Consider the following 26,270-nt stretch of genomic DNA (forward strand, 5'->3'; position numbering starts at 1 on the left):
TTAAGGTTGAGATAAACCTCAATTTTAAGTATAAATCTCTCTTATAAATTTGCAAGCGGAGGATTTATGCTTTCAAAAATTAGGAAAAACATGAGAGCTTTCAGCATTCCCCTCTGGATAGTGGCGGCATCTTTCATTGGCACAATCTTTCTGGTCTGGGGAAGAGGATCTGTATCTGGTCCCTCTGGAAATGAAGTAGCAACTGTAAACGGCAGATCTATAGATCTGATTGAGTTTAACAGGGAGTACAACCAGCTTGTAAACCAGCTCCAGCAACAGTTTGGAGAGAACTACAGAAAACTTTTTCCAGACAAGGACGTGAAAATTGCCGCACTCCAGAGACTAATAACAAGAAAGCTCCTCCTTGATGAAGCCGAAAAAGAGGGAATAAAGGTCAGCGACTGGGCTGTAGCCGAAAGGATAAGAGCTTTTCCCATCTTCCAAAAAGATGGAAAGTTTTCTGAAGAACTTTACAGGGAATTTCTAAAAGCAAACCGACTCTCTCCTCAAGTTTTCGAAGAGATGATAAGAGAAGACTTGCTGATTGAAAAACTTATGGCAGTTATCAACAGGTCCTCATCAGTTACAGAATTTGAGCTCCAGAACCTTTACAGGAAGACCTTTGGAAAGAGAGAGTTCAAATACAAACTCTTCCTGAACAAGGACTTCAAACCAGAAGTTTCAGAAAAAGAAATAGAAGAGTTCTACAGGAAAAACTTGAATCAGTTCCGTGAAAAAACGGGAGAACAGTACTTCCTGTTACGGATACCAAAGAAAGAGAATGGCGCAGAGGATCTTGCCAGAAAGGCTTACAATCTGGCAAAGACTGGCAAAACAGAAGAGCTAAACAGTTTCAATCCTCAGCCAGTGACAGACAAAAAGCTCATCTCCGAAAAGTTCAAAGGAAAAAACTTTGGTTTCTATAGCGATGAGAACAACTACTACGTTTTCTTCAAGAAGGAGGGAGAAAAAGTAAAACCACTTGAAGCTGTCAGAAAAGAGATAGAGGAAACTCTCAAAGAGAAAAAAGCTCTCGAAATGGCAAGAAAAGCTGCAGAGGAGTTTCTTAAAAAAGGTTCTAACTTTTCGGAAAAGACAGAATCCATCGGGAGGGAACAATTTTTCGACCAGTTTAAGCCTGTGAACCCTCAGGATGTCGAAACTCTCTTCATGGGAGATAAAGGGAAGAAATTCCTGATAGCTCTCGAAAACGGATTTGGAGTCTTCGAACCAATTACAGAACTGACAGTCGATAAGCTCGACAAAGATAAAATGGAAAAGCTTAAAAACTTCATACTTAACGCCAAAACGGAGAGTAACTACCAGAACTTTGTAAATCTCCTGAGACAGAAAGCAACGATCAAAATAAATCAGAAGTTCTTCCAGTAGAGGTGTATCTTGAAAAGCATGACTGGATTTGGAAAGTGTGTAAAGTCAAACCAAGAGATAGAGATAACAGTTGAGATAAGAACACTTAACGGCAAGGCTCTCCGAGTTAGATATTCAATTCCAAGAGTTTTTAATCCTTTTTTGAACGATATCAATGGAACAGTTGGAGAGTACATAAAGAGAGGAGAAGTTGATCTCCATATCCATTACAGACTCTCTCCCGATGTAACAATTCCAGTGGCTATAAATTACGGAGAGGCACTGAAGTACATTGAAGCTGCCGATAAAATCGGAGCACTCTCTGGAAAAAAGATTAACGTATCGCTAAAGGATCTCCTCTCAATTCCAGATGTTTTCATGAGAGAAGAATTGGACGTCACACCGTACAAAGAGGTTCTCTTTGAAGCTCTTAGGTGTGCTCTTAAAGAGGTAAATGAAGCAAGGAAAAAAGAAGGAGAAAAGCTCAAAGCCTACTTTGAGGAGAAACTTACAACAATAGAAAAGATCCTCAAGGAGCTCGAATCTCAGATAGAGGAAATAGAACAAAAGCTCTTCAAAAAACTAAAGGAAAAAGTACAGAAACTCCTCTATGGAGAGGAAATTTCGGAAGACTTTCAAAAGAGAGTCGAATTAGAAGTAGCTTTCCTCTCTGAAAAGCAGGATGTTTCAGAGGAGATTTCAAGACTCCACGCACACATCCATAGGTTCAGGGAACTCCTAAATTCAACTGAACCGGTCGGAAAAACTCTCGACTTTCTATGTCAGGAGATGCATAGAGAAATCAACACTTTGGGTAATAAGATAAAAGAGATAGACATAACAGATCCTGTTATTAAAATAAAAACAGAGATAGCAAGAATAAAAGAACAAGTTCAAAACGTCGAATAGTTGGAGGCTCCCTTGTCAGAAAAACTGAAAGGACTTCTCATAGTCATTTCAGCTCCATCTGGAACAGGAAAGACAACGCTTTGTCACATGCTACTGAAAGCCTTCCCGGATATGGAGTTTTCTGTTTCCTATACAACAAGAAAGCCAAGATCGGGAGAGATAAACGGAAAAGACTACTTTTTCGTCGATAGAGAAACTTTTGAAAGAATGATAGACGAAGGAGATTTCTTAGAGTGGGCAGAGGTTTATGGAAACCTCTATGGAACCTCAAAGAGTCAGGTTACAAAGGCTCTTGAAGCAGGAAAAGACATTCTTCTTGACATAGACACTCAGGGAGCTCTTCAGGTCAAGAAAAACTTCCCCGAAGCTGTTCTCATCTTCATTCTCCCCCCATCCCTTAGCGAGCTCGAAAGAAGACTGAGAAGCAGGGGAACAGACGACGAGGAAACCATAGAAAAGAGATTGAAAATAGCAAGAGATGAAATAGAAAAAGCTCTTTACTACGATTACCTTGTGGTTAATGACGTTCTTGAGGTTGCCTTTGAGAAATTAAGGTCTATCATTACGGCTGAAAAGTGCAAAACTGAAAGACTCAAAAGACAGCTTGAAAAAATCGTAAAAGATAGTGAAATTGTGAAGCTTTTAAAGGAGGCTGAAAATGTCTAAGAGAATTCCATTAGAGCCTGTTGTTGAAAAGATTGGAAACTACTACGAAACAGTCCACGTAGCGGCAAAGAGAGCAAGGCACCTCTACACAGTTGACTCCTACACCTTCGGAAAGGACGAAAAAGGAGAAGACCACAAAAAGACAATTATCGCTTTCATGGAAATTGCAGAAGGAAAAATCTGTCTTAAGAGAGATTAACATGGAGTTTCCAGTAGTTGAAAACAGACACATTACAGGCAGAGACTATCTTCTAACTGTTGAAGTTGATAGAGACACCTTGGAAAAGATAAAGCCTGGCCAGTTTGGAATGGTTCAGGTAAGGGATAAAAAGCAGCTTGATCCACTCCTTCGAAGACCTCTGGGAATTTTTAATGTTGAAGGAAATACAGTCTCCTTCCTCTACAGAGTATATGGAAGGGGGACTGCACTCCTGACAGAGGTTGAAGGAAACGTTTCCGTTCTCTTGCCCCTTGGGAACTACTTTGAAGATGACAGTGAAAGGTACCTTTTCATTGCAGGTGGAATTGGGATTGGAGGACTCTTTTACGCTGCAAGGCTCTTTTCTGAAAAAGGAAGAGAGGTAAAGTTTCTCTACGGAGAGAAAAATAGCGAAAATCTATCCGGACTCGAATTCCTGAATAAGTACAACATTGACTTTGAAGTTTACACAGAAGATGGAAGTTACGGAAAGAAAGGTTTTGTAACTGCTGATCTTGAAAAGTACACAGACTACAAATGGCTTGTCTGCGGACCAACGCCGATGCTAAAGGCTGTAAAAGAGATAGCAGAAAAACTTAACGTAGAATGCCTTCTCTCCCTTGACAGGAGAATGGCCTGTGGAGTTGGTGCCTGTCTCGGTTGCACTGTAAAGACAACAAAAGGCTACCAGAGGTGCTGCGTAGAAGGGCCTATATTCAACTCTAAGCTTGTTCTGTTTGAGTGACCTCCAATCCACTTAAATAAGTTCCAAATTTTCCAGAACTGCCGTTAGTTAGTAATTGTCAGTTTTTTTCATAAATTTATAAAGCTAACCTTTTCTAATTTGTGGAGAGCTCAATGACAGAGAAGGAGAGAGAAAAGAAGATATTTGGTATCAGCGATGAAATTATAGAGAGATGCGTCCGTTGTGGTTCCTGTAGGACTGTCTGTCCTGTCTTCAACGTTACCCATGAAGAGCCTTCTGTTGCCAGAGGCAAGATCTTTCTTGCAAACATGATAAACCAAGGAAAGGTTGAGCTTGACAAAGAGGCTGCTGAGTTCTTCAACCTCTGTGCAACTTGTCTCAGGTGTGCAGAGATTTGCCCGGTAATGGTTGACTATGAAAAGATAATCATTTCTGCACGAGCTCTTGCAGTTGAAAAGTTTGGACTACCACCAGAAAAAAAAGCAGCAGTTATGCTCTTTTCAAACAGAACTCTCCTTGAGACTGTTGGAAAGATAACAGCTCCTCTAACAAAACTCTTTACAAAAAGTTCAAAAAGTCCACAGAACAGACTGCTCCTAATCAACGTTCCCAGACTTGGAAAGGTTCTTCTTCCCGAAATAAAGTCTAAACCTTTCAACGATAAAGACAGATGGTACAGAGCAAAAGGAGATGAAAAGGGAAAAGTAGTTTTCTTCACAGGCTGTATGTTTAACAACTTCTACACAGAAACTGCAATGAACGTTGTAAAGGTTTTAAACGCTCTTGGATATTCTGTCTTTGTTCCCCGAGATCAACACTGCTGTGGAGCTCCAGCATTTTTCTCAGGAGACCTTAAAACATTTGAGAAAATGAAAGAAAAAAACCTCAAAACGCTACAAAAATTAGATGTTGACTTTGTAGTAACAGCCTGTGCAACCTGCGGACACATTTTGAAGAAAGAATACAAGGAACTTCCCTACGAAACAAGAGAACTAATAGAGGTTCTCTTCGAAAATATTAATGAAATAGGTAAGTGGAAATTTCCAGAGAAAATAAGAGTTACATGGCACCATCCTTGCCACATCGTTAGAGGACAGAAAATTCCAAGGAACTATCCATTAGACGTTTTAAAAGTTGTTGGAAACGTTGAGTTTACCAGTTTGGAAGAGGCAGACAACTGCTGCGGAATGGGAGGCTCATTTAAACTTTCTCATCCAGAAATTTCAAGAGAAATCCAAATTAAAAAGGCAAAGAACATAAAGAAAACCAAAAGTGATGCAGTTCTTACAGAATGTCCTGGATGCGTAATGAACATCGCCGAAGGCCTCGAGAGAATAGATTCATCAACCCAATCACTCCATATTGCGGATCTACTTGCTAAGTGCATTGAATAATTGAAATCAAGTTATCTTTTGTTGCTCTCCCTTGATGAATTCCCTCTACTTCGGTATTCTATTATAAAGATATTTTAATTGTCATTCTGCACTTGCTTTAGCAGGTGAAGAATCTCTAAGGATTTCAAGCAGAGATTCTTCGGAGTTAGTCCCCAGAATGACCCCAAATAGCATCTTAACGATGGATTATTCCTATTTCAACCTTGTTAAAAATTTGTAAAAATTTTGTTAAAATAGTTCCCAACTCACTGGCGGGAGGAAAAGAATGAAGATACACGAGTATCAGGCAAAAGACATTTTTAAAAAGTACGGCTTACCAATCCCCAATGGAATTGTAGCTCATAATGCTCATGAAGCTGAAGAAGCTGCAAAAGAACTGGGAACACCTGTAGTTGTTGTAAAAGCTCAGGTTCACGCTGGAGGAAGGGGAAAGGCTGGAGGAGTTAAGCTTGCAAAGTCTCTAGAAGAAGCTGGAAAAATTGCTGCTGAAATGATAGGCAGCCGCCTTAAAACCTACCAGAACCCTGAAGGTCTTCCAATAAACTGCGTTTTAGTCGAAGCTGGTGTAAACATAGATAAGGAGTTTTACGTAGGTCTAACTCTTGACAGGGAGGTTTCAAGACCTGTCTTAATGGTTTCTGCTGCTGGTGGAATGGAAATTGAAGAAATAGCAAAGACAAATCCAGATCTCATCATTAAAGAACATATCGATCCTGCAATCGGTCTTCTTCCATACCAGGCAAGAAAAATTGCTTACAAAGTTGGAATTACAGATAAGAAACTCCTTTCCCAGTTTGTAAAGATAGCAATGACTCTAAGCAAAATGTACTTTGAACTTGACGCATCCCTTATTGAAATTAACCCACTTGTTCAGACAAAAGAAGGAGATTTCATCTGCCTCGATGCAAAAATTGACTTTGACGATAATGCACTCTTTAGACATAAAGACATACAAGAGCTTGAAGACACAACTCAAATTGATCCTCTTGAGCTTGAAGCTAAAAAGTGGGATCTCAACTACGTTAAGCTTGATGGAAACATCGGTTGTATGGTTAACGGTGCAGGTCTTGCAATGGCTACTATGGATACAATCAAGTACTACGGCGGAGAACCTGCAAACTTTTTAGACGTTGGTGGTACTGCGACAGTTGAAAGAGTAGCAGCAGCATTTAAGCTCCTTCTTTCCGATCCAAACGTTAAGGCAATTTTTGTAAACATCTTCGGTGGAATCGTAAGGTGCGATAGGATTGCAGGAGGAATTATTGAAGCTGCAAAGCAGGTTGAACTCGATAGACCTCTCATCGTAAGACTTGAAGGAACAAACGTTGAACTTGGTAGAAAAATGCTTGAAGAGAGTGGTCTAAACATCATTCCAGCAAAAGACATGGCTGATGGTGCACAAAAAGCTGTAAAAGCTGCCAAAGGTGAACTATAAAATAAGGGGAGGATAGAAATGAGCGTACTTATAAATAAAGATACGAAAGTAGTTGTTCAGGGACTTACAGGAAAAGAAGGTTCTTTCCATGCTAAGCAGTGTCTTGATTATGGAACACAAGTTGTTGCAGGGGTTACACCTGGTAAAGGTGGAATAATCTGGGAGGACGATGAGAAAAAGTACAAGGTACCTGTTTTTAATACGGTAGAAGAAGCTGTAAAAGAAACGGGAGCTGATGCTTCTTTAATCTTTGTTCCTCCAGCTTTTGCTGCTGACGCAATCATGGAAGCTGCAGACGCAGGAATTAAGCTCATTGTCTGTATTACAGAAGGAATTCCTGTAAATGACATGGTAAAAGTTAAGAGAGCTCTACAAGGAACAGGAGTAAGGTACGTAGGACCAAACTGTCCAGGTGTTATTACTCCAGAAGAGTGTAAAATGGGAATTATGCCCGGACATATCTTTAAAAAGGGAAGAGTTGGTATCGTTTCCCGTAGTGGAACTTTAACTTACGAGGCTGCATACCAGCTAACTCAAAGGGGAATCGGTCAGTCAACAGTTATTGGAATCGGTGGAGATCCAGTTCCAGGAACAACCCACAAAGAAGCGATCGAAATGTTTAACAACGACCCTGAAACTGATGCAATTGTTCTTATCGGGGAAATCGGTGGAACTATGGAAGAAGAAGCTGCTGAATACATAAAAGAAAACGTTGAAAAACCTGTAATCGCATACATCGCCGGCGTAACGGCACCTCCCGGAAGAAGAATGGGACACGCCGGCGCTATCATCTCTGGTGGTAAGGGAGACGCCAAAAGCAAGATGGAAGCTTTAAGAGCTGCTGGAGCTTACGTCTGCGAAACTCCTGCAGTAATTGGAGAGACTGTAGAGAGAGCTCTAAAAGAAAGAGGCTTAATCTAAGAAGGAGGAAAGCATGGCAGCAAAGGGAATTGTTGTAGTTAAAGAGGAATGGTGTAAAGGGTGTAATATCTGTGCAGCTATCTGCCCTACAAAGGTTTTGGAACTCGACAAAGTAAGAGCAATCATGACCGTTGCACATCCTGATAAGTGCATCGGCTGTAAGCAATGCGAGATGATCTGTCCAGATTTCTGCATCTACGTATTCACTCCTGAAGAATACGAAGAGATACAAAGCGCATAAGGGAGGAAAGTATGGCAAAGCTTGAGCTTAAGTATGGAAACCACGCCTGTGCTGAAGCAGCGATTTTAGCAGGTTGTAGATTTTACGCAGGTTATCCAATCACTCCTTCATCTGAAATTGCTGAAAAGATGTCTGAGCTTCTTCCTAAGGTAGGAGGAGCTTTTATTCAGATGGAAGATGAAATAGCTTCTATGGCTGCAATTGTTGGAGCATCTTTCACAGGTGTAAAAGCAATGACAGCAACTTCAGGTCCAGGCCTTTCTCTAAAGCAGGAAAACCTTGGCTATGCTTTTATGGTTGAAGCCCCATGTGTAGTAGTAGATGTTCAAAGAGGTGGTCCTTCAACAGGTCTTCCAACTCAGATAGGCCAGCAAGAAATTATGCAATCTATGTGGGGAACTCACGGAGACAAGCTCATTCCAGTCTTCTATCCTGGAAATGTTCAAGAAATCATGGAAGAAACCATCAGAGCTTTCAACTGGGCCGAGAGACTCCGTACCCCAGTAATTCTTCTCCTTGACGAAGTTCTTGGACACATGAGAGAAACAGTTGACATGGAACAATTTACGGAAGACAAGATTGAAATCTGGAACAGGAAACAGCCGGACGTTCCCCCTGAAGAGTACCTCCCTTACAAGCCTGGAGAAGATGACGTTCCAGCAATAGCAGACTACGGAACACCAGGCTACAGAGGACACGCTACAGGACTTCACCACGATTACACAGGCTTCCCAACTACAAACCCTGAAATGTGCCAAGAATTAATTGAAAGACTCATAAGAAAGGTTCAAAGATGTCAACCAGAAATGGAAAAGAATGAAGAATACATGCTTGACGATGCGGAAATTGCAATTGTAGCTTTTGGTACAACAGCAAGGGCTGCAAGAACAGCAGTTCAGCTTGCAAGAGAAAAAGGAATAAAAGCAGGACTTTTAAGACCTATAACAATCTGGCCTTCTCCTGAAGAAACTTTAAACAAACTTGCAAAACATGTAAAGGCAATTCTCGTTCCTGAGCTTAACATGGGACAGTACGTTCTTGAAGTAGAAAGATGCGCTAAAGGAGAATGTGACATTTACAGACTCAACAGAGCCAATGGAAAAGTAATCTATCCTCACGAGATTCTCGAAAAAGTAGAGGAAATTGTTAAGTAGGAGGTAAAAATGAGTATACCTATGGAAAAAATAATCGAGAAAAAACCTTACTTTAAATATCTAAGACTCGATAAAATGCCAACTATCTGGTGTCCTGGTTGTGGTATCGGCCAGGCATTTAGAGCAACCTGTATGGCACTTCATGACCTTGGAATCGATAATGACCAAGTTGCAATGGTTTCAGGTATCGGATGTTCTTCAAGAACTCCAGGTTACTTTGATGGATTCACACTCCACACAACACATGGAAGGGCTTTAGCTTTTGCAACTGGACTTAAACTTGCAAAACCAGAACTCACAACAATCGTCTTTTCAGGAGATGGTGACTCCCTTGCCATTGGTGGAAACCACTTCATTCACGCTGCAAGAAGAAATATTGATATAACACTTGTTCTCATCAACAACTGGATCTACGGTATGACAGGTGGACAGGTTTCTCCTACAACTCCTAAGGGCTCCTATGCAACAACAACTCCTTACGGTAACTATGAACCGAACTTTGACATTGCAAAAATGGCAATTGCTGCAGGAGCCACCTACGTTGCAAGGGGAACAGCCTACCACGCAACAGAATTAGCAAAACTCATAGCTGATGGAATTAAGCACAAAGGTTTCTCTCTCATTGAAGTTCTTTCTCCATGTACGATTATCTACGGAAGAAAGAACAGAATGTCTATTGAGGAGATGTACTTCTGGTTCAAGGAAAATACTCTTCCTGTAAAGGCTTGGGAAAAACTCCCTGAAGAAAAAAGAGCAGGAAAGATACCAAGAGGTGTACTCTACCATGACACTTCAAGACCAGAGTACACAGAAGTTTACTGGAATCAGGTCAAAGCGCTATCTGGAGGTCAAAAATGAGATACGAGGTTAGAGTTATAGGATCAGCAGGACAGGGTTCTATTCTTGCTGCTGTAGTTCTTGCAAATGCTGCAGCAGAAGAAGGGCTAAATGCAACTCAAACAGCTACATACGGTGCCGCAATGAGAAGCGGTGTTTCCTTGGGAGATGTAGTTATTTCTACTGAGCCTATAGACTTTCCTAAAACCATCAACCTCGATGCTGTGATCATTCAATCCCAGGAAGCTTACGATGATATGGTTAAAAGAAACCCTGTAAAGTTTGATCCAGAGTGTGGCGAGCAGGATGCAGATATTCTTGTAAATGTAAAGCCAGGAGGTCTCGTCATAGTTGATGAAGACCTCGTTCAGTGTAGCGTTGACTGTAATATGTACAGAATCGTTTCCGCTCCCATCGCAAGAACTGCAGCAGAAGTCCTCGGAAGAAGACAGGTAATGAACATCGTAGCTCTTGGAGTTTTCCAGGTTGCAAGCTCTCTTCAGTTTGATGGAAAACCTCTCATCTCTGAAGAAAGCTTCCTCAAAGCAATAGAGAAGAACGTTCCTTCAAGATTTATTGACCTCAACAGACAAGCTTTTCTTGAAGGCGTCAAGTTAGGAAAGGCTGCCATTCAGAGAGCATAAACTCGGGTCGGGAGTATTCCCGACCTTACTATTTTCGGTAACTCCCCCTTTAGATGCCCAAACTCCAAACCACATTTAAGAAAGGAAGATTCTCTATACTCTCCCTTTGATAAAAAAGCATCTTTTGAATACACTGCCCTTTATCTCTATCAGCAAATTTGTTTAAAATAATTAACAAATTAAATTTCATGGAGCTGCCATGGTAGAAAAAATCGCAAAATTCATGCTTGAAAATGACAAAGTTGCAGTTTGGTTGAACGTTGAACTAATTGAAGTAAAAGAGGGTTATGCAAAGATTGCCATGGTTGTCAGAGAAGATATGTTGAACGCTGCTGGAATCTGCCAGGGAGGAGCCATTTTTTCATTTGCAGATTTCGCCTTTGCTCTTGCATCAAACAGCTATGGAAAAGTAGCCCTTGCAATTTCTGCAAACATAAACTTTACAAACCCTGCTTTTAAAGACGAAAAGCTTATAGCCGAAGCAAAAGAATTAAATAGAACAAGAAGAACTGGACTTTATCAGATAGAAGTAAGAAAAGAAGAAAATAATCAACTCGTTGCACTATTTACAGGACAAGTGTTCATCAAAGATAAAGAAATTCTACCTGAGTAGGCAGTGTAAAAAGGGGAAGCCTTTGCCTCCCCTTCTTTAACTATTTCTTAAACTATCTCTTATCTATCCCTTTTGTGAATGGCACTCCCTACAGTCCATTTTAGTCTTTTGAAAACCTTCAATTTTTACAGGAACGAGCCTGCCTTCGTGGTACTCGTTTAAAAGCTCAACTGTCTTCTTAGCTACACTGGCTGCAAGTCTTGCACATCTTTCTGATCTTTCTTTGCTGTTATAAGCTATTGTTCTTTTGAAGTGGTTAGTTGCAGCTTTACACCACTTCATAACAGATACATGACACAGTGGAGAATTAGAAACACTCTTAGGATAAGCCTCTTTTCCTTCAGGCGTGAAGTTAGGTAGTTCCGTTTTTGTATACCAATCAAATAGTGTATCTATAACTTTTCCGTAGCCTTTACAAGTTAATGTAATTATTCCACATGCACCGTTTAAAGCTCCACATACTGTTCCCCAGCCAACAACTCCACCTTTGCCATACACGTAAAGCTCAGATGGTATATAAGTGTACGGCTCTCCAACTTTCTCTTTAAGCTCATCAAGTATTGAAGCAAATACAGCATACGCACAATGGTGTTTTTTGTAGTAATGGTAAGCCCTTTTAGCAACTTTTTCAGGATCAAGCTTTACGTATGGATATGGAAGTTCCATTTGTCGGTGCCCTTTTACTCCACTTGCCAGCGCAATACTATTTCCCGCTGTAAAACCCACAGCAACACCTAATCCAACTTTTAAGCCGTCTCTCAAGAATTTTCTTCTGTCCACAGCTTCCTCCTTAACCACCTTTTGGTGGTTAATTTATCAACTAAGTTGTCACTTGTCAACTTTCCTCTAATATTTACCTTGACCACTACTCCTTGTGGTAGATAACAGTTGTCAGGAGATAGAATGAAAGTTCAATTGGACGAAGAAGTTATAAAACTACTTAAGGAATACAATCTTAATAGCTACGAAGCAAAAGCTTACTATGTTCTGTTACTGTTAGGAGAAACTACCGCAACTTCTATCGCCAGAGAAGCTCAAATACCCCAACAGAGAGTCTATGATGCTCTTAGATCTCTGGAAAGGAAAGGATTTATACAGGTTAAAAACACGAATCCCAAGAAATACATTCCTCTTCCCCCAAGAAAAGCTCTCAATAACAGAATAAGACAGCTAAGACTTGAATTTGAAATAAAGGAAGATAACCTTAAAAAACTCATAGAAAAAATTGAGGAAAAAATTCCAGAAGTAAAATCTGCTTTTGACGAAGGCTTCCAAGTATTCATACTTGAAGGAAGAGAATCAATAGTAAATCAAGCATTATCAATGATAAGCTCTGCAGAATCAATAGTAAAAATCGCTGGGGTTAAACCTCTATTTACCTTAGGATGCAAAGGAAATCTTGATAAATATCTAAGAAAACACGTAAAGATTCTTGCAATGGGAGAGTTTGACAAACCCTGTAAGGAGGAAATCAAAAAACTTGGAGGAGAATACTGCGAGACTCCAGCATGTTGCCAGTATCTCGTAATAACCGATGATAAAAAACTCTTAATTGTTTACTTCGACGAAAAAGGAACCCCAAACGGCCTTTATACCGAGAACGAAGCCATTATAAAACCATTTCTGCTCTTCTTTGACCAACAGTGGAAAAATTGCACTTCAAAAAGTTAATCTTCTTTACTCTTCACAATAAGCAATGGCTTAGTAGAAGCTTTTATTATATCTACAATTTCTCCTATCTTGAAGAAAGATAAAGACCCAGCAGAAACACCAAGGACAACAAGCTTTATGTCATTTTCCTCTGCATAAGATGAGATTACCTCATCGAGTTCTCCGGGTATTATAGAAATAAACGCTTTTATGCCCCTTTCTTCAAATTCCTTAGCAACTTCTTGAAGTTTTCTGAACCTTCTTTTCAATCCATCAACATATCCTTCACTCATAGAAGCTTTCAGGGATTCTATCATTTCTTCAGAATTGTAGTTTCCTCTTGGAATTAATCCCCATTCAGAAGGAACTATAACGTAGAGAAGATGTACTTCCATACATCCTGCATCTTTTAATTTGAAAATATACGGCTTTGCCTCCAAACTTGCTTTCTCTAAATCTATCGGATAAAGAATCTTCTGGAAAAGCATCACTCTTCCCTCTTTTTAACAATTAAAACAGGACAGTTCGCATTCCTTATCACGTCAGTCGAAACACTTCCAAGAATTATTTCTGTAAGTAAACCTTTACCGTGAGCTCCCATAACTATTAATTTCACATTCTCTTCATCTGCCACTTTCACGATTTGACGAGGAATATTTCCATACTTCAGGTAAAGCTTAACAGACAGCCTCTCTCTTTCTAGCTCTTGCTTTATAGCCTCCAGTCTTTCAACTATTGATGTCACATACTCCTGATCAATCTCTGGAAGAATTTTAAATAGTTCTTTTTCTCTTAAAAGATCTGCCCCATCAGGAAGCTCTATAGATATATCATCAACAACATGAACAACAATTACCTCTTTTGCTCCTGCTTCTTTCAATTTCTTAACATAGTCAAGAGAATATTCAGCAAGCGGTGAAAAATCTGTCGAATAGAGAACTTTTTCAAAAAGCGGCATTTCTCCCTCCTAAGTAATAGCAAACCTACTGAGATCAAATATTGGTTTAACTAACAGCTTATTTATTAGTTTACCATTTTTTTCCACCACCACCTCAACAGAAGGCTCTTCCTTCGCATCAGAGTATCTCGCAACAATACCTGCTGCTGTTTCAAGCTGAGATAGTTCAGGTTCTACCTTACATCTTAAAATAGCAGTAGGACCAGGCACCCCAGGAGTCCTCAACAGAAAATCGTCTTTTTTACTATACTCTCTCAGAAGTTCATTTTCTTTCTTATTCCTACCGATAACAAGCTTACAGTTTCCAATCCTGAAGTGCCTTCCAATTTTCAGAAGTCTCACATTTTCCCACGTTAGTTCATCGTTATCCATTAAATCTTTCACTTTCTTTGCAAAAGCTGGTTCTGTTAGAAGACACCCTCCTGCTGGGGTCGGAAGATTTTCCAAATTCACTCCTAACTTTTCCAGAATCTCTGGATATCTTTTCCTTGAACGCCCCTTTAAATCCAGCAGCTTTTCCTTTTCAACTATACCTTCTTCTTCATAAACTGTCGGAGGAAGCAACTTACCGGATAGAGGCCTTAGAATTCTCCCCTTTAATCCGGAAAGCTTCTCTATTTTTCTAAAACCATCTAAATGCTGAGACATAGGCCTCTGACCAAGAACTTCACCGGTAGCGATAATGTTATTCCCAGCTATTTCTCCAAGTTTTCTCAACATATAAGCCTTACAGTCAATACAGGGATTAATGTTTTTTCCATATCCATAAACAGGATTTTTTAGCATTTCCAGATAGTCATCCCCAGCTTCTATGATTTTCAACTCTATACCAAGTTTTTCCGCAAGTTTCTTTAACTCTTCTAAGTTTTTCTGGAAAAAGGGAGAAGTTATATGAACTCCAACAACTTCATATCCCAAATTCCTCAAAAGCTTCGCAGCAATAATGCTGTCCAACCCTCCAGAAAAAAGAAGGTAAACTTTTTTCTTTTCCATAGACACAGCTCCCTATTTGATTTAATTTAAAAGTAGGAGATATTAGTAAAAGGAGGAAGGGATGGCAACTCTAAGACTGAACATGATAGGTGACGGTATTGACCTGACAGGAGCTATTAAAAACATACTGGAGGAGAAATTTAGAAAACTTGAAAAGTACTTGGGAGACGACGACAGGAGAGAATTCTTTGCAGACATAATTGTAAAAAAAGAGAAGTATCGCTCTTCTGTAGAAATTATCATTTACCACGTTTTTGACCACACATTGATTATAAAGAAAGAAACTGATGACCTTTATACAGCTATCGATTACGTTATAGATGCAGCTGAAAAGCAGTTAAGAAGGCTAAAGGATAAAGTTAGGACTGAAGCCATAAGAGAAGCCCAGAAAAACTCTTTCAAAAGAGGTATTACTCTTGCAGAAGAAAAAGAGGTCGTCGAGAAACCCATTGAAATCATTGAGGAAGAGCCTGAGCTTTATAAGCCAATTTCTGTAGAAGATGCTGTAGTTAAACTCCTTGATTCAAACAGGGAATTTGTTATTTTCTGTAATGTAGAAACGGGAAACGCAACTGTTGTATATAAACGAAAAGATGGAAACATAGGATTGATAGAGATGCCTTCCTGCAGGTAACCTTTATTTACCCTTATTCAGTTTCCTCCCCCTTGATGGGGGAGGTTCAGGGTAGGGAATTAATTCTCACTCTACCTTCAAAACAGCAAGAAATGCCTCCTGAGGAACTTCAACTCTTCCAAGCATCTTCATTCTTTTTTTACCTTCTTTCTGTTTCTCAAGGAGTTTTTTCTTACGGGTTACGTCACCACCGTAACACTTGGCAAGGACGTCTTTCCTTAAAGCCTTAACGTTTGAACGGGCAATAATCTTATTCCCAATGGCAGCCTGAATAGCAACCTCAAAGAGCTGTCTCGGGATTATCTCCTTAAGCTTATCAACAAGCTGCCTTCCCCTCTGGTATGCCTTATCCTTGTGAACTATAACAGAGAGAGCATCTACAGGTTTTCCATTTATCAGGATGTCGAGTTTAACAAGTTCAGAAGGTCTATAACCCGCAAATTCGTAATCGAATGATGCATAACCTCTCGAGACAGACTTCAACTTATCAAAGAAATCAAAGAGAATCTCTGAAAGTGGCATATCGTATCTCAGTTCAACTCTACTTTGGTCAAGGTATGTGAAACCTGTCTGAATACCTCTCCTGTCCTGACAGAGCTGCATAATCGGACCAACGTAGTCTGCAGGAGTAATAATCGAAGCTGTGATATAAGGTTCTTCTATTTTCTCTATTTTCTCTCGTGGTGGCATCTCTGCTGGATTCTGAACATCTAAAACAGTTCCATCATTAAGGTAAACCTTATAAACAACACTTGGAGCAGTTGCTATTAACTCAAGTCCGAACTCCCTTTCGAGCCTTTCTTTTATTACTTCCATGTGGAGAAGCCCTAGGAAACCACACCTGAAACCAAATCCAAGAGCAGCTGAAGTTTCAGGTTCAAAGAAGAGTGCTGCATCATTTAGCTTCAATTTTTCAAGAGCTTCTTTCAAAGCTTCATACTGATCAGAATCCACAGGGTAGAGGCCTGCAAAAACCATCGGCTTGGCCGGTCTAAAACCAGGACATGGTTCTTCAGTTGGATTTTCAGCATCAGTTATCGTATCTCCAACTTGAGTATCTTCAATATTCTTAATGTTTGCCGCTATCCAGCCAACCTCTCCTGCTCCAAGGCTATCAAGTTTCACCATGTTTGGAGACTGGGTTCCTACCTCAACAACTTCAAATTCTTTGTTATTCGACATCAGTCTGATTCTCATTCCAGGTTTGATAACCCCATCATAAACTCTAATGAAAGGAATAACTCCCTTGTAGTTATCGTAGAAAGAATCAAAAATCAAAGCTTTCAATGGCTTGTCAAGAGAACCAGAAGGAGGTGGAACTCTTTTAACTATCGCCTCAAGAATCTCCTTTATTCCAATTCCTTCTTTGGCAGACGCTAAGATCGCTTCATCTGGATCAAGACCTAAAACATCAGCAATCTGCTCTTTCACCCATTCAATATTAGCACTCGGAAGATCAATTTTGTTTATAACCGGAATAATCTCCAGTCCAGCATCAAGAGCGAGGAAAAAGTTAGCAATAGTTTGAGCCTCTATTCCCTGTGTTGCATCAATGACGAGAAGAGCTCCTTCACAGGCAGAAAGGCTTCTTGAAACTTCATAAGTAAAGTCAACGTGTCCGGGAGTGTCTATGAGATGCATTGTGTAGGTTTTACCATCATCCGCCGTGTACTTCATTCGAACTGCGTTAAGTTTAATGGTAATACCCCTTTCTCTCTCCAACTCAAGAGTATCAAGCATCTGCTCTTTGAGTTCTCTTTTTGAAACCGTTCCCGTATATTCAAGAAGCCTATCCGCAAGAGTTGACTTTCCATGATCTATATGAGCAATTATGCAGAAATTCCTTATAAGTTCCTGGTTCATAGAGCTCCCTCTGAAAGTTTTAGACTAAGTGAAATATAGGAAATTTTTTTCTTATTTACAGCAAGCCCTAAATTGGTTGGTTAGTTTAACCTATAACAAGTGGCAAGTGCCACTAAATTTTATTATCATATCTCTCAAAAAAGCAACATAAGAAAGTTTGACAGGAGGGACAAGGATGAAAAAACTAATGTTGGTTGCCGGGATGCTTCTGCTTTCCCACCAAGCAATAGCAGGAACAACAGAGGTCAAAGAAAAAGAAATTCCTGTTTATAAGTGTTCTGCTCCCGTAATGACAGTAGCCCTGGGAGATGTTGAATGTAAGGCAGAAGCATGTGTATCTCCCTCATCTCCTCAACAGAACGTTTTAGCAAGACTGTTTGGAGGCTCAGGTAGTGTTCAATCTGTAGGGAAAGGATTAGGAGACATGTTGCTTACCGCTTTAAGAGAAAGCAATTGCTTTAAAATTATTGACTTAGATAGGTTTAATAAACTAAAAAAGAAACTGGAGGCAACAGGCCAAAAAATCAAACCACCAAAAATTGACAAGTTCATTAACCTAACTATTACAGATATATCTCTGTCAAGAAGCAGTGGAGCCTTAGGAGGAGGTTTTATACCTGTTCTTGGAGCTATCAAGAAAGATACTCAGGAAGCAAAACTTAGCGTAGATATTTCTGTACTTGATCCTACAACCTTAGAAGTTGACTTTGCCAAAACATTTAGCGCAAATAGCAAGGAAACTTCATGGGGACTGTTTGGAGCTGGTGGAGTTGGTGGTGCCGGTGTTGGAGGAGGTTGGAGCTGGTCTAAGAACCTTGCCCTTGATGCGGTTGCAAGAGATGTTATAGTTCAAGCAGTTAACTCCTTAGCGGAAAAGTACGCTCACGACAAGATAGTGGAAAGGCCTGTGATAAAGAAAAAGCCTAAGAAATCCCAGACTCAAGCTGTAAACAACAATAAAGACCTTCTTGGAAGTGATGATAATTTTTAAATAAAGGGGGAAGTTTTCCCCCCTTCTGCCTACTTTAGTAATGGAGAAATCTTGTTAGTTGGGTTTTTCTTCATTTTTAATTCTTTCAACAACTAACTTCTTGAGCTTGTCAGATATGTTTTCCTCTTTTTTCTCTTCCTGTTCTTGAGCCAGAACTTCTTGATTTTCTTTTATGATGCCTTTTTTCTTGAGCTCTTCCACAATTTCCTTTCCAAAGTTAACTGGCCTTCCCTGTGGATCGATGAAAATGTGTTGAGTAAATCCAACTGCCAATACGACATCATCCCTTAGAACTCTGTAGTCGAATCTGATACCTCTTGAGCCAATGCTTGTTATTGCAGTTTCGACAGTTACAAGGTCATCATAAACTACAGGTGCAATATATCTACATGCAGCTTCAACAACAGGCATGAGAATCTGTCTTTGCTGGAATATTTGCTTATACTCGAAGCCGAGAGCTCTAAAGAGTTCTGTTCTTCCTCTTTCAAACATTTCAAAGAACCTTGCATAGTACATAACGCCATACGCATCAACTTCGGCCATTGATACCCTGTAGGGCATGCTTCCAACTATAACCTGATTTTCTTGTTGCTTTTTCTCTTCTGCCATTTTTCCTCCTCAAATTATGAGTAATATTCCTGAAGTGACTTTACTTTAAGCTGTCCTTTTCTCATAGATTCTATTGCCATTACGGCAGCTTGAGCCCCTCTTATTGTTGTGTAGTAAGGAATGTTGTAGTTAACGGCAAGTCTTCTTATGCTAACGGCGTCCTTTGTTGATCTCGTTCCAGATGGAGTGTTGATTATGAGAATGATTTCACCATTTTTGATTAGATCACCAATGTTTGGACGCCTTCCCTCCTGGATTTTGTAAACGAGCTCAACAGGAATTCCTTTCTCTTTAAGGAAATTGTAGGTTCCCTCTGTTGAAATAATCTTGAATCCCATATCTGCAAGTTTTTTAGCTATACCGAAAACCTTGGCCTTGTCCCTATCCTTAACGCTGATGAAGACCTTTCCTCTTGAAGGATCCACAGGGAGTCGTGAACCAGCTGCTAATTGAGCCTTGTAGAAGGCAATTCCAAGGTTGTCGTCTATTCCCATTACCTCTCCAGTTGATTTCATCTCCGGTCCCAGAACCGGATCAACCTCTGGAAATCTGTTGAATGGAAAGACAGCTTCTTTCACAGAGTAGTATTCAGGTTCAACTTCTTCAACTCCCAACTCGTCAAGGGTTTTACCCATTGCAACCTTTGTGGCTATTTTTGCAAGTGGGATTCCTGTTGCCTTGCTGACGAAAGGAACTGTTCTTGAAGCTCTTGGGTTAACTTCAATTATGTAAATCTCGTTATCCTTAACAGCAAACTGGATGTTTATCAATCCTTTGACTTTTAGCTCAAGGGCTATTTTCCTTGTGATTTCCTTTATTTCCTCAACTATCTCTTTTGGTACTGAGAAGGTTGGTAGAACACAAGCACTATCACCTGAGTGAATACCGGCTTCTTCTATGTGTTCCATTACTCCACCGATAACTACACGTTTGCCGTCGCAAACGGCATCAACGTCAAACTCGACTGCATCTTCAAGGAACTTGTCTATGAGGACAGGTCTATCTTCGGAAACCTCAACAGCTTCTGTCATATAAGTCCTGAGTTCGTCCATGTCATAGACAATCCTCATTGCCCTTCCGCCAAGAACGTAGGAAGGCCTCATCAGGACGGGAAAACCTATCTCTTCTGCAATTTTTTCGGCCTCTTCCAGTGATCTGGCGATTCCTGATGGAGGTTGTTTCAGCCCAAGCTTGTTGAGAAGCTCTCTGAACCTTTCTCTGTCTTCTGCTATGTCAATGCTTTCAGATGAAGTTCCAAGGATCTTTACTCCCTCTCTTTCAAGTGGAACAGAGAGCTTGAGTGGTGTCTGTCCACCGAACTGAACGATAACCCCTTCTGGCTTCTCTTTTTCTACGATGTTCAGAGCATCCTCGAGAGTAAGCGGTTCGAAGAAAAGCTTATCTGAAGTATCGTAGTCTGTAGAAACAGTTTCAGGGTTGCAGTTTACCATGTGAGCTTCATAACCAAGCTCTCTCAAAGCCCAGACAGCGTGAACGCAGCAATAGTCAAACTCTACACCCTGACCGATTCTGTTGGGCCCAGAACCAAAGACTGTTACTTTTTTATTTTCAGTTGGATTAGCCTCACATTCCCTTCCATCGTAAGTAGAGTAATAGTAAGGCGTGTATGCTTCAAACTCACCAGCACAGGTGTCAACAGTTTTGTACATGACAGGTGCAAGTTTTCTTCTCTTTTCTCTTACTTCTTTTTCAGAAACAGAGAGGAGCTCTGCAATGTATCTATCAGAGAATCCCCACTTTTTGGCAAACTTGAAAAGGATTGGGGGAACAGTGTCAATTGTGTACTTTTTGATTTCGCTTTCAAGTTCAACGAGCTGTCTTATGTTATGGAGGAACCACCTATCAACTTTTGAAAGTTCATGGACTTTATCTATAGACCATCCTCTTCTTAAACCTTCTGCAATGTACCAGATTCTGTCGGCACTTGGAACGGCAATCCTGCTTTCAAGTTCCTGATCTGAGATTTCACTAACTCCTTTCATGAGAAGACCATATCTTCCAGTTTCCAGAGATCTTATAGCCTTGAGAAGAGCTTCTTTAAAGGTTCTACCAATTGCCATAACTTCGCCGACAGATTTCATCCTTGTTGTAAGTGTTGGATCTGCCTCTGGAAACTTTTCAAAAGCCCACCTTGGAAATTTCACAACGCAGTAGTCAATAGCTGGTTCAAAGGAGGCTGGAGTCTTCTTTGTAATGTCGTTGGGGAGCTCATCAAGTGTATATCCAACTGCTAACTTCGCTGCTATCTTTGCAATAGGGAATCCTGTAGCTTTTGAAGCAAGGGCTGAAGAACGGGAAACCCTGGGGTTCATTTCAATAACTATCATCCTGCCGTTTTCCGGGTTAACGGCAAACTGAACGTTTGAACCACCAGTTTCAACACCAATTTCCCTGATTATTGCAATAGCGGCATTTCTCAGAATCTGATATTCCTTGTCTGTCAATGTCTGTGCGGGAGCAACAGTTATAGAATCTCCAGTGTGAACTCCCATTGGATCTACGTTCTCAATTGAACAGATGATAACAACGTTGTCGTTTAGGTCTCTCATAACTTCAAGTTCGTACTCTTTCCACCCGAGGACACTCTCCTCAATGAGAATCTCGTTAATTGGACTCGCCTCAAGACCTTTTCTAGCAATTTCTTTAAACTCCTCAATGTTGTAAGCTACTCCTCCGCCTTCTCCACCGAGTGTAAATGCAGGTCTGATAATTGCTGGAAGACCAACTTCTTTCACAACCTCCATAGCCTCATCTAAGGAGCGTGCGAGCCCACTTTTGGGAACCTCAAGCCCTATTCTTAGCATTGCTTCTTTGAAAAGTTCTCTATCCTCTGCCTTTTTTATTGCTTCAACCTTAGCACCTATCAGTTCAACGCCGTACTTTTCAAGAATTCCAGCTTCGTGGAGTTCCACAGCAAGGTTGAGAGCAGTTTGTCCACCAACTGTTGGAAGGAGGGCGTCCGGTCTTTCTTTTTCAATGATTTTTTCAAGAACTTCAACAGTTAGAGGTTCTATGTAAGTCTTGTCTGCTATGTCTGGATCGGTCATTATCGTTGCTGGGTTGGAGTTTACAAGAATTACCTGATAACCCTCTTCCTTTAGAGCTTTACAGGCTTGAGTTCCAGAGTAATCAAATTCTGCAGCTTGACCGATGACTATAGGTCCAGAGCCGATTATCAGTATTTTCTTGAGATCCGTTCTCTTTGGCAAAGGAGCCTCCAGGTTATATGTTTTAGGAAATTTTATCTAAATTTTGTTCAGAGGTGTTAAAATTACTGCCGGAGGAAAACTTGAAACTGACCATAACTGGAACACCCGGAACAGGAAAGTCAACTATTGCAAGGATTCTTTCTAAAAAATTAGCGCTACCGATTTACAACATTTCCGAGGTCGTCAAGGAAGAGAAATTATACTCAGAGTTTGATGAAAGAAGAGATGCATTTATAGTTGACATTGAGAAACTGGAGAACTTTTTTGAAGATAAAAAGGATTTTGTAGCAGAAGGACTTGTTGCACACTACATTCCGTCCGACATCTTAATTATTCTCAGGGTTAATCCAGAAAAAATTCCCGAAAGACTGGCAGGAAGGGGATATTCTGAAGAGAAAATCAAGGAAAATGAAGAAGCAGAAAGGTTTGCTGTAATTGCCACGGAAGCAATAGAAAATCCAAAAGCTAAAAGAATTTTGCATATAGACACAACCAATAGAACTCCTGAAGAGATAGTGGAACTCATACTGAAAGGGCTGAGCGGTGAAGAGGTCTTTGAAGAAGTTGACTGGCTGGAATGAGAGACTGATTGCAATAAAAATCCTCAATGCTTTTGAGAAGGATAAAAAACTTAAGGAGCATGTAGAAAGGTTTACCGTAAATCTTTCCCCTTTAGATAGGGCTTTCATAAGAGAAATTGTTTCAGGAACTGTAAGGTATTTAAAACTTCTTGATTTTTCTATTGAGAAAGCTACAGGAAAGAGGTTAAAACAACAGAAAAACGCTGTTAGAAATGGACTGAGACTCATTGCTTATCAGCTTTTCTTTACAAATGTTCCCCCTTATGCTGCCGTGAACGAAACCGTTGAGGCGGTGAAAAGGTTAGCAGGAAAGAAGATAGCAGGATTTGTGAACGCTGTTTCAAAAAAACTAATAAACTTTGATTACCGAAGAGAAATTGAAAATATCTCCGATTACTTTGAAAGGATTTCTACATTTTACTCTTTTGAAACTTGGATGATAAAAAGGTGGAGTGAGTTTTACGGAAAGGAAGAAATAGAAGAGCTTTTAAAGGGGTTAAATAGAGTTGCGCCTCTTTTTATCAGAGTTAACAGAATAAAAATTTCTCAACAGGAACTTTTAGATCTTTTCCAGAAAGCTGGTATAGATGCTGAAGCTCATCCATTTATTCCAGATATGATCAGAATCAAAGGAAGAGTCTCTATAGAAACAATTCCTGGTTATAGGGAAGGCTACTTTTACATTCAGGATCCAGCTTCTTTTCTGTCGGCTTACCTCCTCGATCCGAAACCAGGAGAACTTATTCTTGACGTTGGTGCAGCACCGGGAGGAAAGACAACAGCCATTTCTTCTTTGACACTGGACAGAGCAAAGGTAATTGCTGTTGATATTAGCAAAGAGAGGATGAAACTCTTAGAAGATAACATTAAAAGACTTGGTATATCAAATGTTGAACCAATAGTAACAGACATTCAAAAGGACAAAAAATTTATTGAAAAATATGAAGGTAGTTTCGATAGAATTCTCATAGATGCTCCGTGCAGTGCAACAGGTGTAATAAGAAGACATCCAGAGGGTAAGTGGAATAAGTCTTTGAAATTGATAAAGAACAATCAGATAATTCAAAGAAATCTTTTAAGTAGTTGTTACAAGCTTTTAAAACCAGGGGGAATTCTTCTTTACAGCGTTTGTTCGTTGGAAAGAGAAGAAGGAGAAGAGAATATATATTTCTCTGAATATATAGTAGGATATAAGAGAGCAATATTATATAATTTGCCAACCAATCTTAAACCTTTTGAGGAGAGGGGAATTCTGAGAGTATTCCCTCATAGAGATAATATGGACGGTTTCTTTTATGCTTTTTTAAAGAAATCGAATTAAAGAGGGGAAGAAATGAAAATAGAAGCCGGGGTGGTTCTTTTGTCTTTCATGGTTGGCTTTGGTTATGGTACAGCAGGTACTTTTGCTGCTTTTTATTTCTATAGAGGTAAAATAAAAAAGTATAAGGACGAGAAAAGAAAATTAAAAGATGATTTAAAGAAGCTGTATAAAGTATATAGATCCTTAGAAAATACGATTTCTATTCTGTACGGAAAAAAAGAAAGCTTAGAAAGGGAATTATACGAGTTAGAAGACAAAATTAAGAAGAAGAGAATTAGGAACTCTTCTATTAAAGAAATAGTAAAAGAAGTAGAAACAGAAGATAAAATAAAGGAGTTAGAAGAAGCTATAATGTTTCTTCAAGAGGATAGAAAAGCTCTCTTAAAAGAAATAGAAAATCTTAGAGCGATGATTAAAACACCCTCTCCTTCTCCTTCTTTTCCTTCCATAAACCCCTTGGGAGAAAAACAAGGAAAAGAAATTATCTTTTCTGCAAAGAAAAGTCAAAAAGAAATAGGAACAGGAACGTTTTAAACTTTAAGTAAAAATCTCAATAAGATTGTTGCGTAAGAGCCAGGTGGAAGAGAAAACCTTAGCTTTATAGTACGTTTTGTCTTTTCAAGTATTTTAAATTCCTCTGGAAAAACAGTGGCTTTTCTCACACCATCGGTCATAACTTTCATTCCACCAACTTCCATATCAAACCACTCTTCTTTTATTTTATATTTCTTCTGAACCTTTTTGATTATTTTTCTCAATAGTTTGTCTTCAGGTGGAAATTGATGGCCTGTATAGGGAATCAGAAGTTCCCTTAGGTAATTTACGTCGTAGACCTTAAGGTAGTAGCTCAGTTTCCAGTTGTTTATGAAAGGAACTCTCTCAAAAGGATATTTTGCTTCAATGTACTCTCTTAGGTACTCATTCCAGAGGAAACTCTGAAAAGCGAAGTTGAACATAAGTCTTACGTTTTTTGGAAGAATTCTAAAGGCTTTTTCGGCTGTAAGTCCCCTCATCAAGCCTCTGATCAAATCCTTTTCGTATTCCTCAAGGGCTGGAGAAAGAGTTTTGTAAAGTTTTCGCCAGTCTCCCCAGTAGTCAACGGTACTTTTGCCGAAGAAGTAGCTCCTCAGAGCTCCATCAAAATCTCCTTTCAAAAGGTATCTTAAAACAAAATCGTCACGGCTTTTTACACTTCCAAACCGTTGTTCTCCAAAGTAATTTGGAAAGCCGTATTTCTTGACTATCTCAAGATTTCTGTAAAACCTTTCTCTCAGGTTTTTTTCGAAGTTCCTGACGGTGAGGATAAATCTGTTTCCTTTCAAATCTCCAAGAGTCAGCGGTCTATTGACCTTTCCTGAAGGCTCAAGGCAGAATCCCATCTCCTTTTCAAAGTTAACAGATTCCGTCTCTATCCAGCGGTTATTAACCAGTTTGAAGCACTTTTTCTCTACCTCATAATCAACAGGAATAGTTAAGTACTGTTCTGTTATTGCATATCTGTCTTTAAGGCCAGCAAAGCCGACTTTTTTAAGGGGAATTTTCAAAAGTCGAGAGATAACTCTTAAAGCCTCCAGAGTGGAAACATTGGATTTTTTCAGTTTTACCAGCCAGTACTTACCATCCTTTTCTGGTTTTAGGAGAGGAATTTCTTCAACTATGAAATCCTCAGGTTTTCTCTTTATCTTGTTGTATAGCTTCACTTCTCCTCCGTCAGAGACAGGATCTGTTTGGCTGCTGAGAGAAAATCTTGAAAGGTTTCTGAACCTACCAGTATTCCTCCTTTACAGCCTGCATTGAAAGCCAGCATAACGTCTATTTCCTTGTCCCCTATAACAAAACTCTTTGATAAATCAATGTTCCACTTTTTAGCTGCCTTTTCAACCATTTCTGTTTTTGGTTTTCTACAGTTGCAGTTTTCATCAGGTCTGTGGGGACAAAAGAAGAAGTCGTCTATTTGGACACCATGAGGTTTGAGGAGTTCCTGAAGTCTTTCATTCACAGCATGGAAATCCTTTTCCTCAAAGTAGCCCCTGCCAATTCCAGATTGGTTGCTAACAACGATAAGAAGATAGCCAGCTTTTTTCAAAAGTTTTAACCCTTCTGGAACCGTAGGAAGAATCTCAACTTTCTCTGGTTCGTGGATATACCCATCATCTTTTATGAGAGTATTGTCTCTGTCAAGAAATACGGCTTTTCTCATAGAACTTACTCCAGAGCTCTGAATGTGTTCAATTTATTTAAGAGTAATGTTATGATGGAATCAAAGGTTTTCAACTCGTAAAGTACTGGAAGGATAAGGAACAGCTAATTTTGATGATGGAAGCATTAATCCCACTTGACACATGTCACCTTA

28 protein-coding genes are annotated in these 26,270 nt (G+C 39.7%); 19 read left to right on the forward strand and 9 right to left on the reverse strand.

The window, feature by feature from the left end:
- The first annotated feature begins 66 nt into the window (after positions 1 to 66).
- The 13 genes from ACYQ3A_RS02820 to paaI all read left to right on the forward strand — a co-directional run bounded on the left by ACYQ3A_RS02820 (position 67) and on the right by paaI (position 11,087).
- On the forward strand, positions 67 to 1,389 hold the full coding sequence (locus ACYQ3A_RS02820) for a peptidylprolyl isomerase (RefSeq protein ID WP_459895486.1): 1,323 nt from the start codon (positions 67 to 69) through the stop codon (positions 1,387 to 1,389).
- An 18-nt stretch (positions 1,390 to 1,407) separates the two neighbouring features.
- Positions 1,408 to 2,277, forward strand: coding sequence for a YicC/YloC family endoribonuclease (locus ACYQ3A_RS02825; RefSeq protein ID WP_459897423.1), 870 nt, complete (start codon positions 1,408 to 1,410; stop codon positions 2,275 to 2,277).
- Positions 2,278 to 2,289: 12 nt separating this feature from the next.
- Positions 2,290 to 2,943 carry a guanylate kinase gene (gene gmk / locus ACYQ3A_RS02830; RefSeq protein WP_459895487.1) on the forward strand — a complete coding sequence of 218 codons (654 nt, stop codon included), beginning with the start codon at positions 2,290 to 2,292 and terminating at the stop codon, positions 2,941 to 2,943.
- A complete protein-coding gene (gene rpoZ / locus ACYQ3A_RS02835; protein ID WP_459895488.1) occupies positions 2,936 to 3,142 on the forward strand; it encodes a DNA-directed RNA polymerase subunit omega in 207 nt (68 codons plus the stop codon). The genes gmk and rpoZ overlap by 8 nt, the downstream gene beginning before the upstream one ends.
- A 1-nt stretch (position 3,143) precedes the next feature.
- On the forward strand, positions 3,144 to 3,887 hold the full coding sequence (locus ACYQ3A_RS02840) for a dihydroorotate dehydrogenase electron transfer subunit (protein ID WP_459895490.1): 744 nt from the start codon (positions 3,144 to 3,146) through the stop codon (positions 3,885 to 3,887).
- Positions 3,888 to 4,000: 113 nt separating this feature from the next.
- Positions 4,001 to 5,242 carry a (Fe-S)-binding protein gene (locus ACYQ3A_RS02845; RefSeq protein WP_459895492.1) on the forward strand — a complete coding sequence of 414 codons (1,242 nt, stop codon included), beginning with the start codon at positions 4,001 to 4,003 and terminating at the stop codon, positions 5,240 to 5,242.
- Positions 5,243 to 5,507: 265 nt separating this feature from the next.
- A complete protein-coding gene (gene sucC / locus ACYQ3A_RS02850; protein WP_459895493.1) occupies positions 5,508 to 6,677 on the forward strand; it encodes an ADP-forming succinate--CoA ligase subunit beta in 1,170 nt (389 codons plus the stop codon).
- A gap of 18 nt (positions 6,678 to 6,695) precedes the next feature.
- Positions 6,696 to 7,598, forward strand: a complete 903-nt coding sequence (gene sucD / locus ACYQ3A_RS02855; protein ID WP_459895495.1) for a succinate--CoA ligase subunit alpha — start codon at positions 6,696 to 6,698, stop codon at positions 7,596 to 7,598.
- Positions 7,599 to 7,611: 13 nt separating this feature from the next.
- Positions 7,612 to 7,839 carry a 4Fe-4S binding protein gene (locus ACYQ3A_RS02860; RefSeq protein ID WP_459895496.1) on the forward strand — a complete coding sequence of 76 codons (228 nt, stop codon included), beginning with the start codon at positions 7,612 to 7,614 and terminating at the stop codon, positions 7,837 to 7,839.
- A gap of 11 nt (positions 7,840 to 7,850) precedes the next feature.
- Positions 7,851 to 8,993, forward strand: coding sequence for a 2-oxoacid:acceptor oxidoreductase subunit alpha (locus ACYQ3A_RS02865; RefSeq protein WP_459895497.1), 1,143 nt, complete (start codon positions 7,851 to 7,853; stop codon positions 8,991 to 8,993).
- A gap of 9 nt (positions 8,994 to 9,002) precedes the next feature.
- Positions 9,003 to 9,851: a 2-oxoacid:ferredoxin oxidoreductase subunit beta gene (locus ACYQ3A_RS02870; protein ID WP_459895499.1), complete on the forward strand. Its 849-nt coding sequence runs from the start codon at positions 9,003 to 9,005 to the stop codon at positions 9,849 to 9,851.
- Entirely contained in the window at positions 9,848 to 10,474 is a 627-nt protein-coding gene (locus tag ACYQ3A_RS02875) for a 2-oxoacid:acceptor oxidoreductase family protein (protein WP_459895501.1), read from the forward strand. Before ACYQ3A_RS02870 ends, ACYQ3A_RS02875 begins: the two co-directional genes overlap by 4 nt.
- Before the next feature lie 199 nt (positions 10,475 to 10,673).
- Positions 10,674 to 11,087, forward strand: a complete 414-nt coding sequence (gene paaI / locus ACYQ3A_RS02880; RefSeq protein WP_459895502.1) for a hydroxyphenylacetyl-CoA thioesterase PaaI — start codon at positions 10,674 to 10,676, stop codon at positions 11,085 to 11,087.
- 63 nt (positions 11,088 to 11,150) lie between these two features.
- Here paaI and ACYQ3A_RS02885 read toward each other — a convergent pair whose 3' ends face one another.
- Positions 11,151 to 11,867 (reverse strand): C-GCAxxG-C-C family (seleno)protein, encoded by a 717-nt coding sequence (locus ACYQ3A_RS02885; RefSeq protein ID WP_459895503.1) that lies wholly within the window; start codon positions 11,865 to 11,867, stop codon positions 11,151 to 11,153.
- 123 nt (positions 11,868 to 11,990) lie between these two features.
- On the opposite strand from ACYQ3A_RS02885, the gene ACYQ3A_RS02890 reads away from it, so the two are divergent.
- Positions 11,991 to 12,758 (forward strand): TrmB family transcriptional regulator, encoded by a 768-nt coding sequence (locus ACYQ3A_RS02890; RefSeq protein WP_459895505.1) that lies wholly within the window; start codon positions 11,991 to 11,993, stop codon positions 12,756 to 12,758.
- Here ACYQ3A_RS02890 and ACYQ3A_RS02895 read toward each other — a convergent pair.
- From ACYQ3A_RS02895 to ACYQ3A_RS02905, 3 genes are read right to left on the reverse strand one after another with little or no spacing between them, the layout of a single operon-like run.
- On the reverse strand, positions 12,755 to 13,225 hold the full coding sequence (locus ACYQ3A_RS02895) for a universal stress protein (RefSeq protein ID WP_459897424.1): 471 nt from the start codon (positions 13,223 to 13,225) through the stop codon (positions 12,755 to 12,757). The two genes, ACYQ3A_RS02890 and ACYQ3A_RS02895, sit on opposite strands and share 4 nt — an antisense overlap.
- Complete coding sequence (locus tag ACYQ3A_RS02900) at positions 13,225 to 13,695, reverse strand: universal stress protein (RefSeq protein WP_459895507.1); 471 nt, start codon at positions 13,693 to 13,695, stop codon at positions 13,225 to 13,227. The genes ACYQ3A_RS02895 and ACYQ3A_RS02900 overlap by 1 nt, the downstream gene beginning before the upstream one ends.
- Positions 13,696 to 13,704: 9 nt before the next feature.
- Positions 13,705 to 14,688 (reverse strand): DUF814 domain-containing protein, encoded by a 984-nt coding sequence (locus ACYQ3A_RS02905; protein ID WP_459895508.1) that lies wholly within the window; start codon positions 14,686 to 14,688, stop codon positions 13,705 to 13,707.
- Between the two features lie 61 nt (positions 14,689 to 14,749).
- On the opposite strand from ACYQ3A_RS02905, the gene hpf reads away from it, so the two are divergent.
- On the forward strand, positions 14,750 to 15,322 hold the full coding sequence (gene hpf / locus ACYQ3A_RS02910) for a ribosome hibernation-promoting factor, HPF/YfiA family (RefSeq protein ID WP_459895509.1): 573 nt from the start codon (positions 14,750 to 14,752) through the stop codon (positions 15,320 to 15,322).
- A 66-nt stretch (positions 15,323 to 15,388) separates the two neighbouring features.
- Here the strand turns inward: hpf and lepA are convergent, their stop codons facing one another.
- The gene (lepA, locus tag ACYQ3A_RS02915) at positions 15,389 to 17,185 is read right to left on the reverse strand and encodes a translation elongation factor 4 (protein WP_459895510.1); all 1,797 of its coding nucleotides are present in this window, start codon (positions 17,183 to 17,185) and stop codon (positions 15,389 to 15,391) included.
- 175 nt (positions 17,186 to 17,360) lie between these two features.
- Here lepA and ACYQ3A_RS02920 point away from each other — a divergent pair, with 175 nt between their 5' ends.
- The gene (locus ACYQ3A_RS02920; RefSeq protein WP_459895512.1) at positions 17,361 to 18,176 is read left to right on the forward strand and encodes a CsgG/HfaB family protein; all 816 of its coding nucleotides are present in this window, start codon (positions 17,361 to 17,363) and stop codon (positions 18,174 to 18,176) included.
- 54 nt (positions 18,177 to 18,230) lie between these two features.
- On the opposite strand, the gene ACYQ3A_RS02925 is transcribed toward ACYQ3A_RS02920, so the two are convergent.
- Complete coding sequence (locus ACYQ3A_RS02925) at positions 18,231 to 18,785, reverse strand: acyl-CoA thioesterase (protein WP_459895514.1); 555 nt, start codon at positions 18,783 to 18,785, stop codon at positions 18,231 to 18,233.
- Positions 18,786 to 18,799: 14 nt separating this feature from the next.
- On the reverse strand, positions 18,800 to 22,015 hold the full coding sequence (gene carB / locus ACYQ3A_RS02930; RefSeq protein ID WP_459895515.1) for a carbamoyl-phosphate synthase large subunit: 3,216 nt from the start codon (positions 22,013 to 22,015) through the stop codon (positions 18,800 to 18,802).
- Between the two features lie 53 nt (positions 22,016 to 22,068).
- Between carB and ACYQ3A_RS02935 the strand changes: the two genes are divergently transcribed.
- Genes ACYQ3A_RS02935 through ACYQ3A_RS02945 form a run of 3 tightly spaced genes read left to right on the forward strand, consistent with a single transcriptional unit; the run spans position 22,069 to position 24,451 of the window.
- The gene (locus ACYQ3A_RS02935) at positions 22,069 to 22,596 is read left to right on the forward strand and encodes an adenylate kinase family protein (protein WP_459895516.1); all 528 of its coding nucleotides are present in this window, start codon (positions 22,069 to 22,071) and stop codon (positions 22,594 to 22,596) included.
- A complete protein-coding gene (rsmB, locus tag ACYQ3A_RS02940) occupies positions 22,571 to 23,917 on the forward strand; it encodes a 16S rRNA (cytosine(967)-C(5))-methyltransferase RsmB (protein WP_459895518.1) in 1,347 nt (448 codons plus the stop codon). The genes ACYQ3A_RS02935 and rsmB overlap by 26 nt, the downstream gene beginning before the upstream one ends.
- 12 nt (positions 23,918 to 23,929) lie before the next feature.
- Positions 23,930 to 24,451 carry a hypothetical protein gene (locus tag ACYQ3A_RS02945; protein ID WP_459895519.1) on the forward strand — a complete coding sequence of 174 codons (522 nt, stop codon included), beginning with the start codon at positions 23,930 to 23,932 and terminating at the stop codon, positions 24,449 to 24,451.
- Here ACYQ3A_RS02945 and truD read toward each other — a convergent pair.
- Both truD and ACYQ3A_RS02955 read right to left on the reverse strand, forming a co-directional pair.
- A complete protein-coding gene (gene truD, locus ACYQ3A_RS02950) occupies positions 24,448 to 25,617 on the reverse strand; it encodes a tRNA pseudouridine(13) synthase TruD (protein WP_459895521.1) in 1,170 nt (389 codons plus the stop codon). The genes ACYQ3A_RS02945 and truD overlap by 4 nt on opposite strands.
- Positions 25,614 to 26,117 (reverse strand): D-glycero-alpha-D-manno-heptose-1,7-bisphosphate 7-phosphatase, encoded by a 504-nt coding sequence (locus tag ACYQ3A_RS02955; RefSeq protein WP_459895523.1) that lies wholly within the window; start codon positions 26,115 to 26,117, stop codon positions 25,614 to 25,616. The genes truD and ACYQ3A_RS02955 overlap by 4 nt, the downstream gene beginning before the upstream one ends.
- Positions 26,118 to 26,270: the final 153 nt, after the last annotated feature.

This window comes from Desulfurobacterium crinifex, from assembly GCF_054656775.1.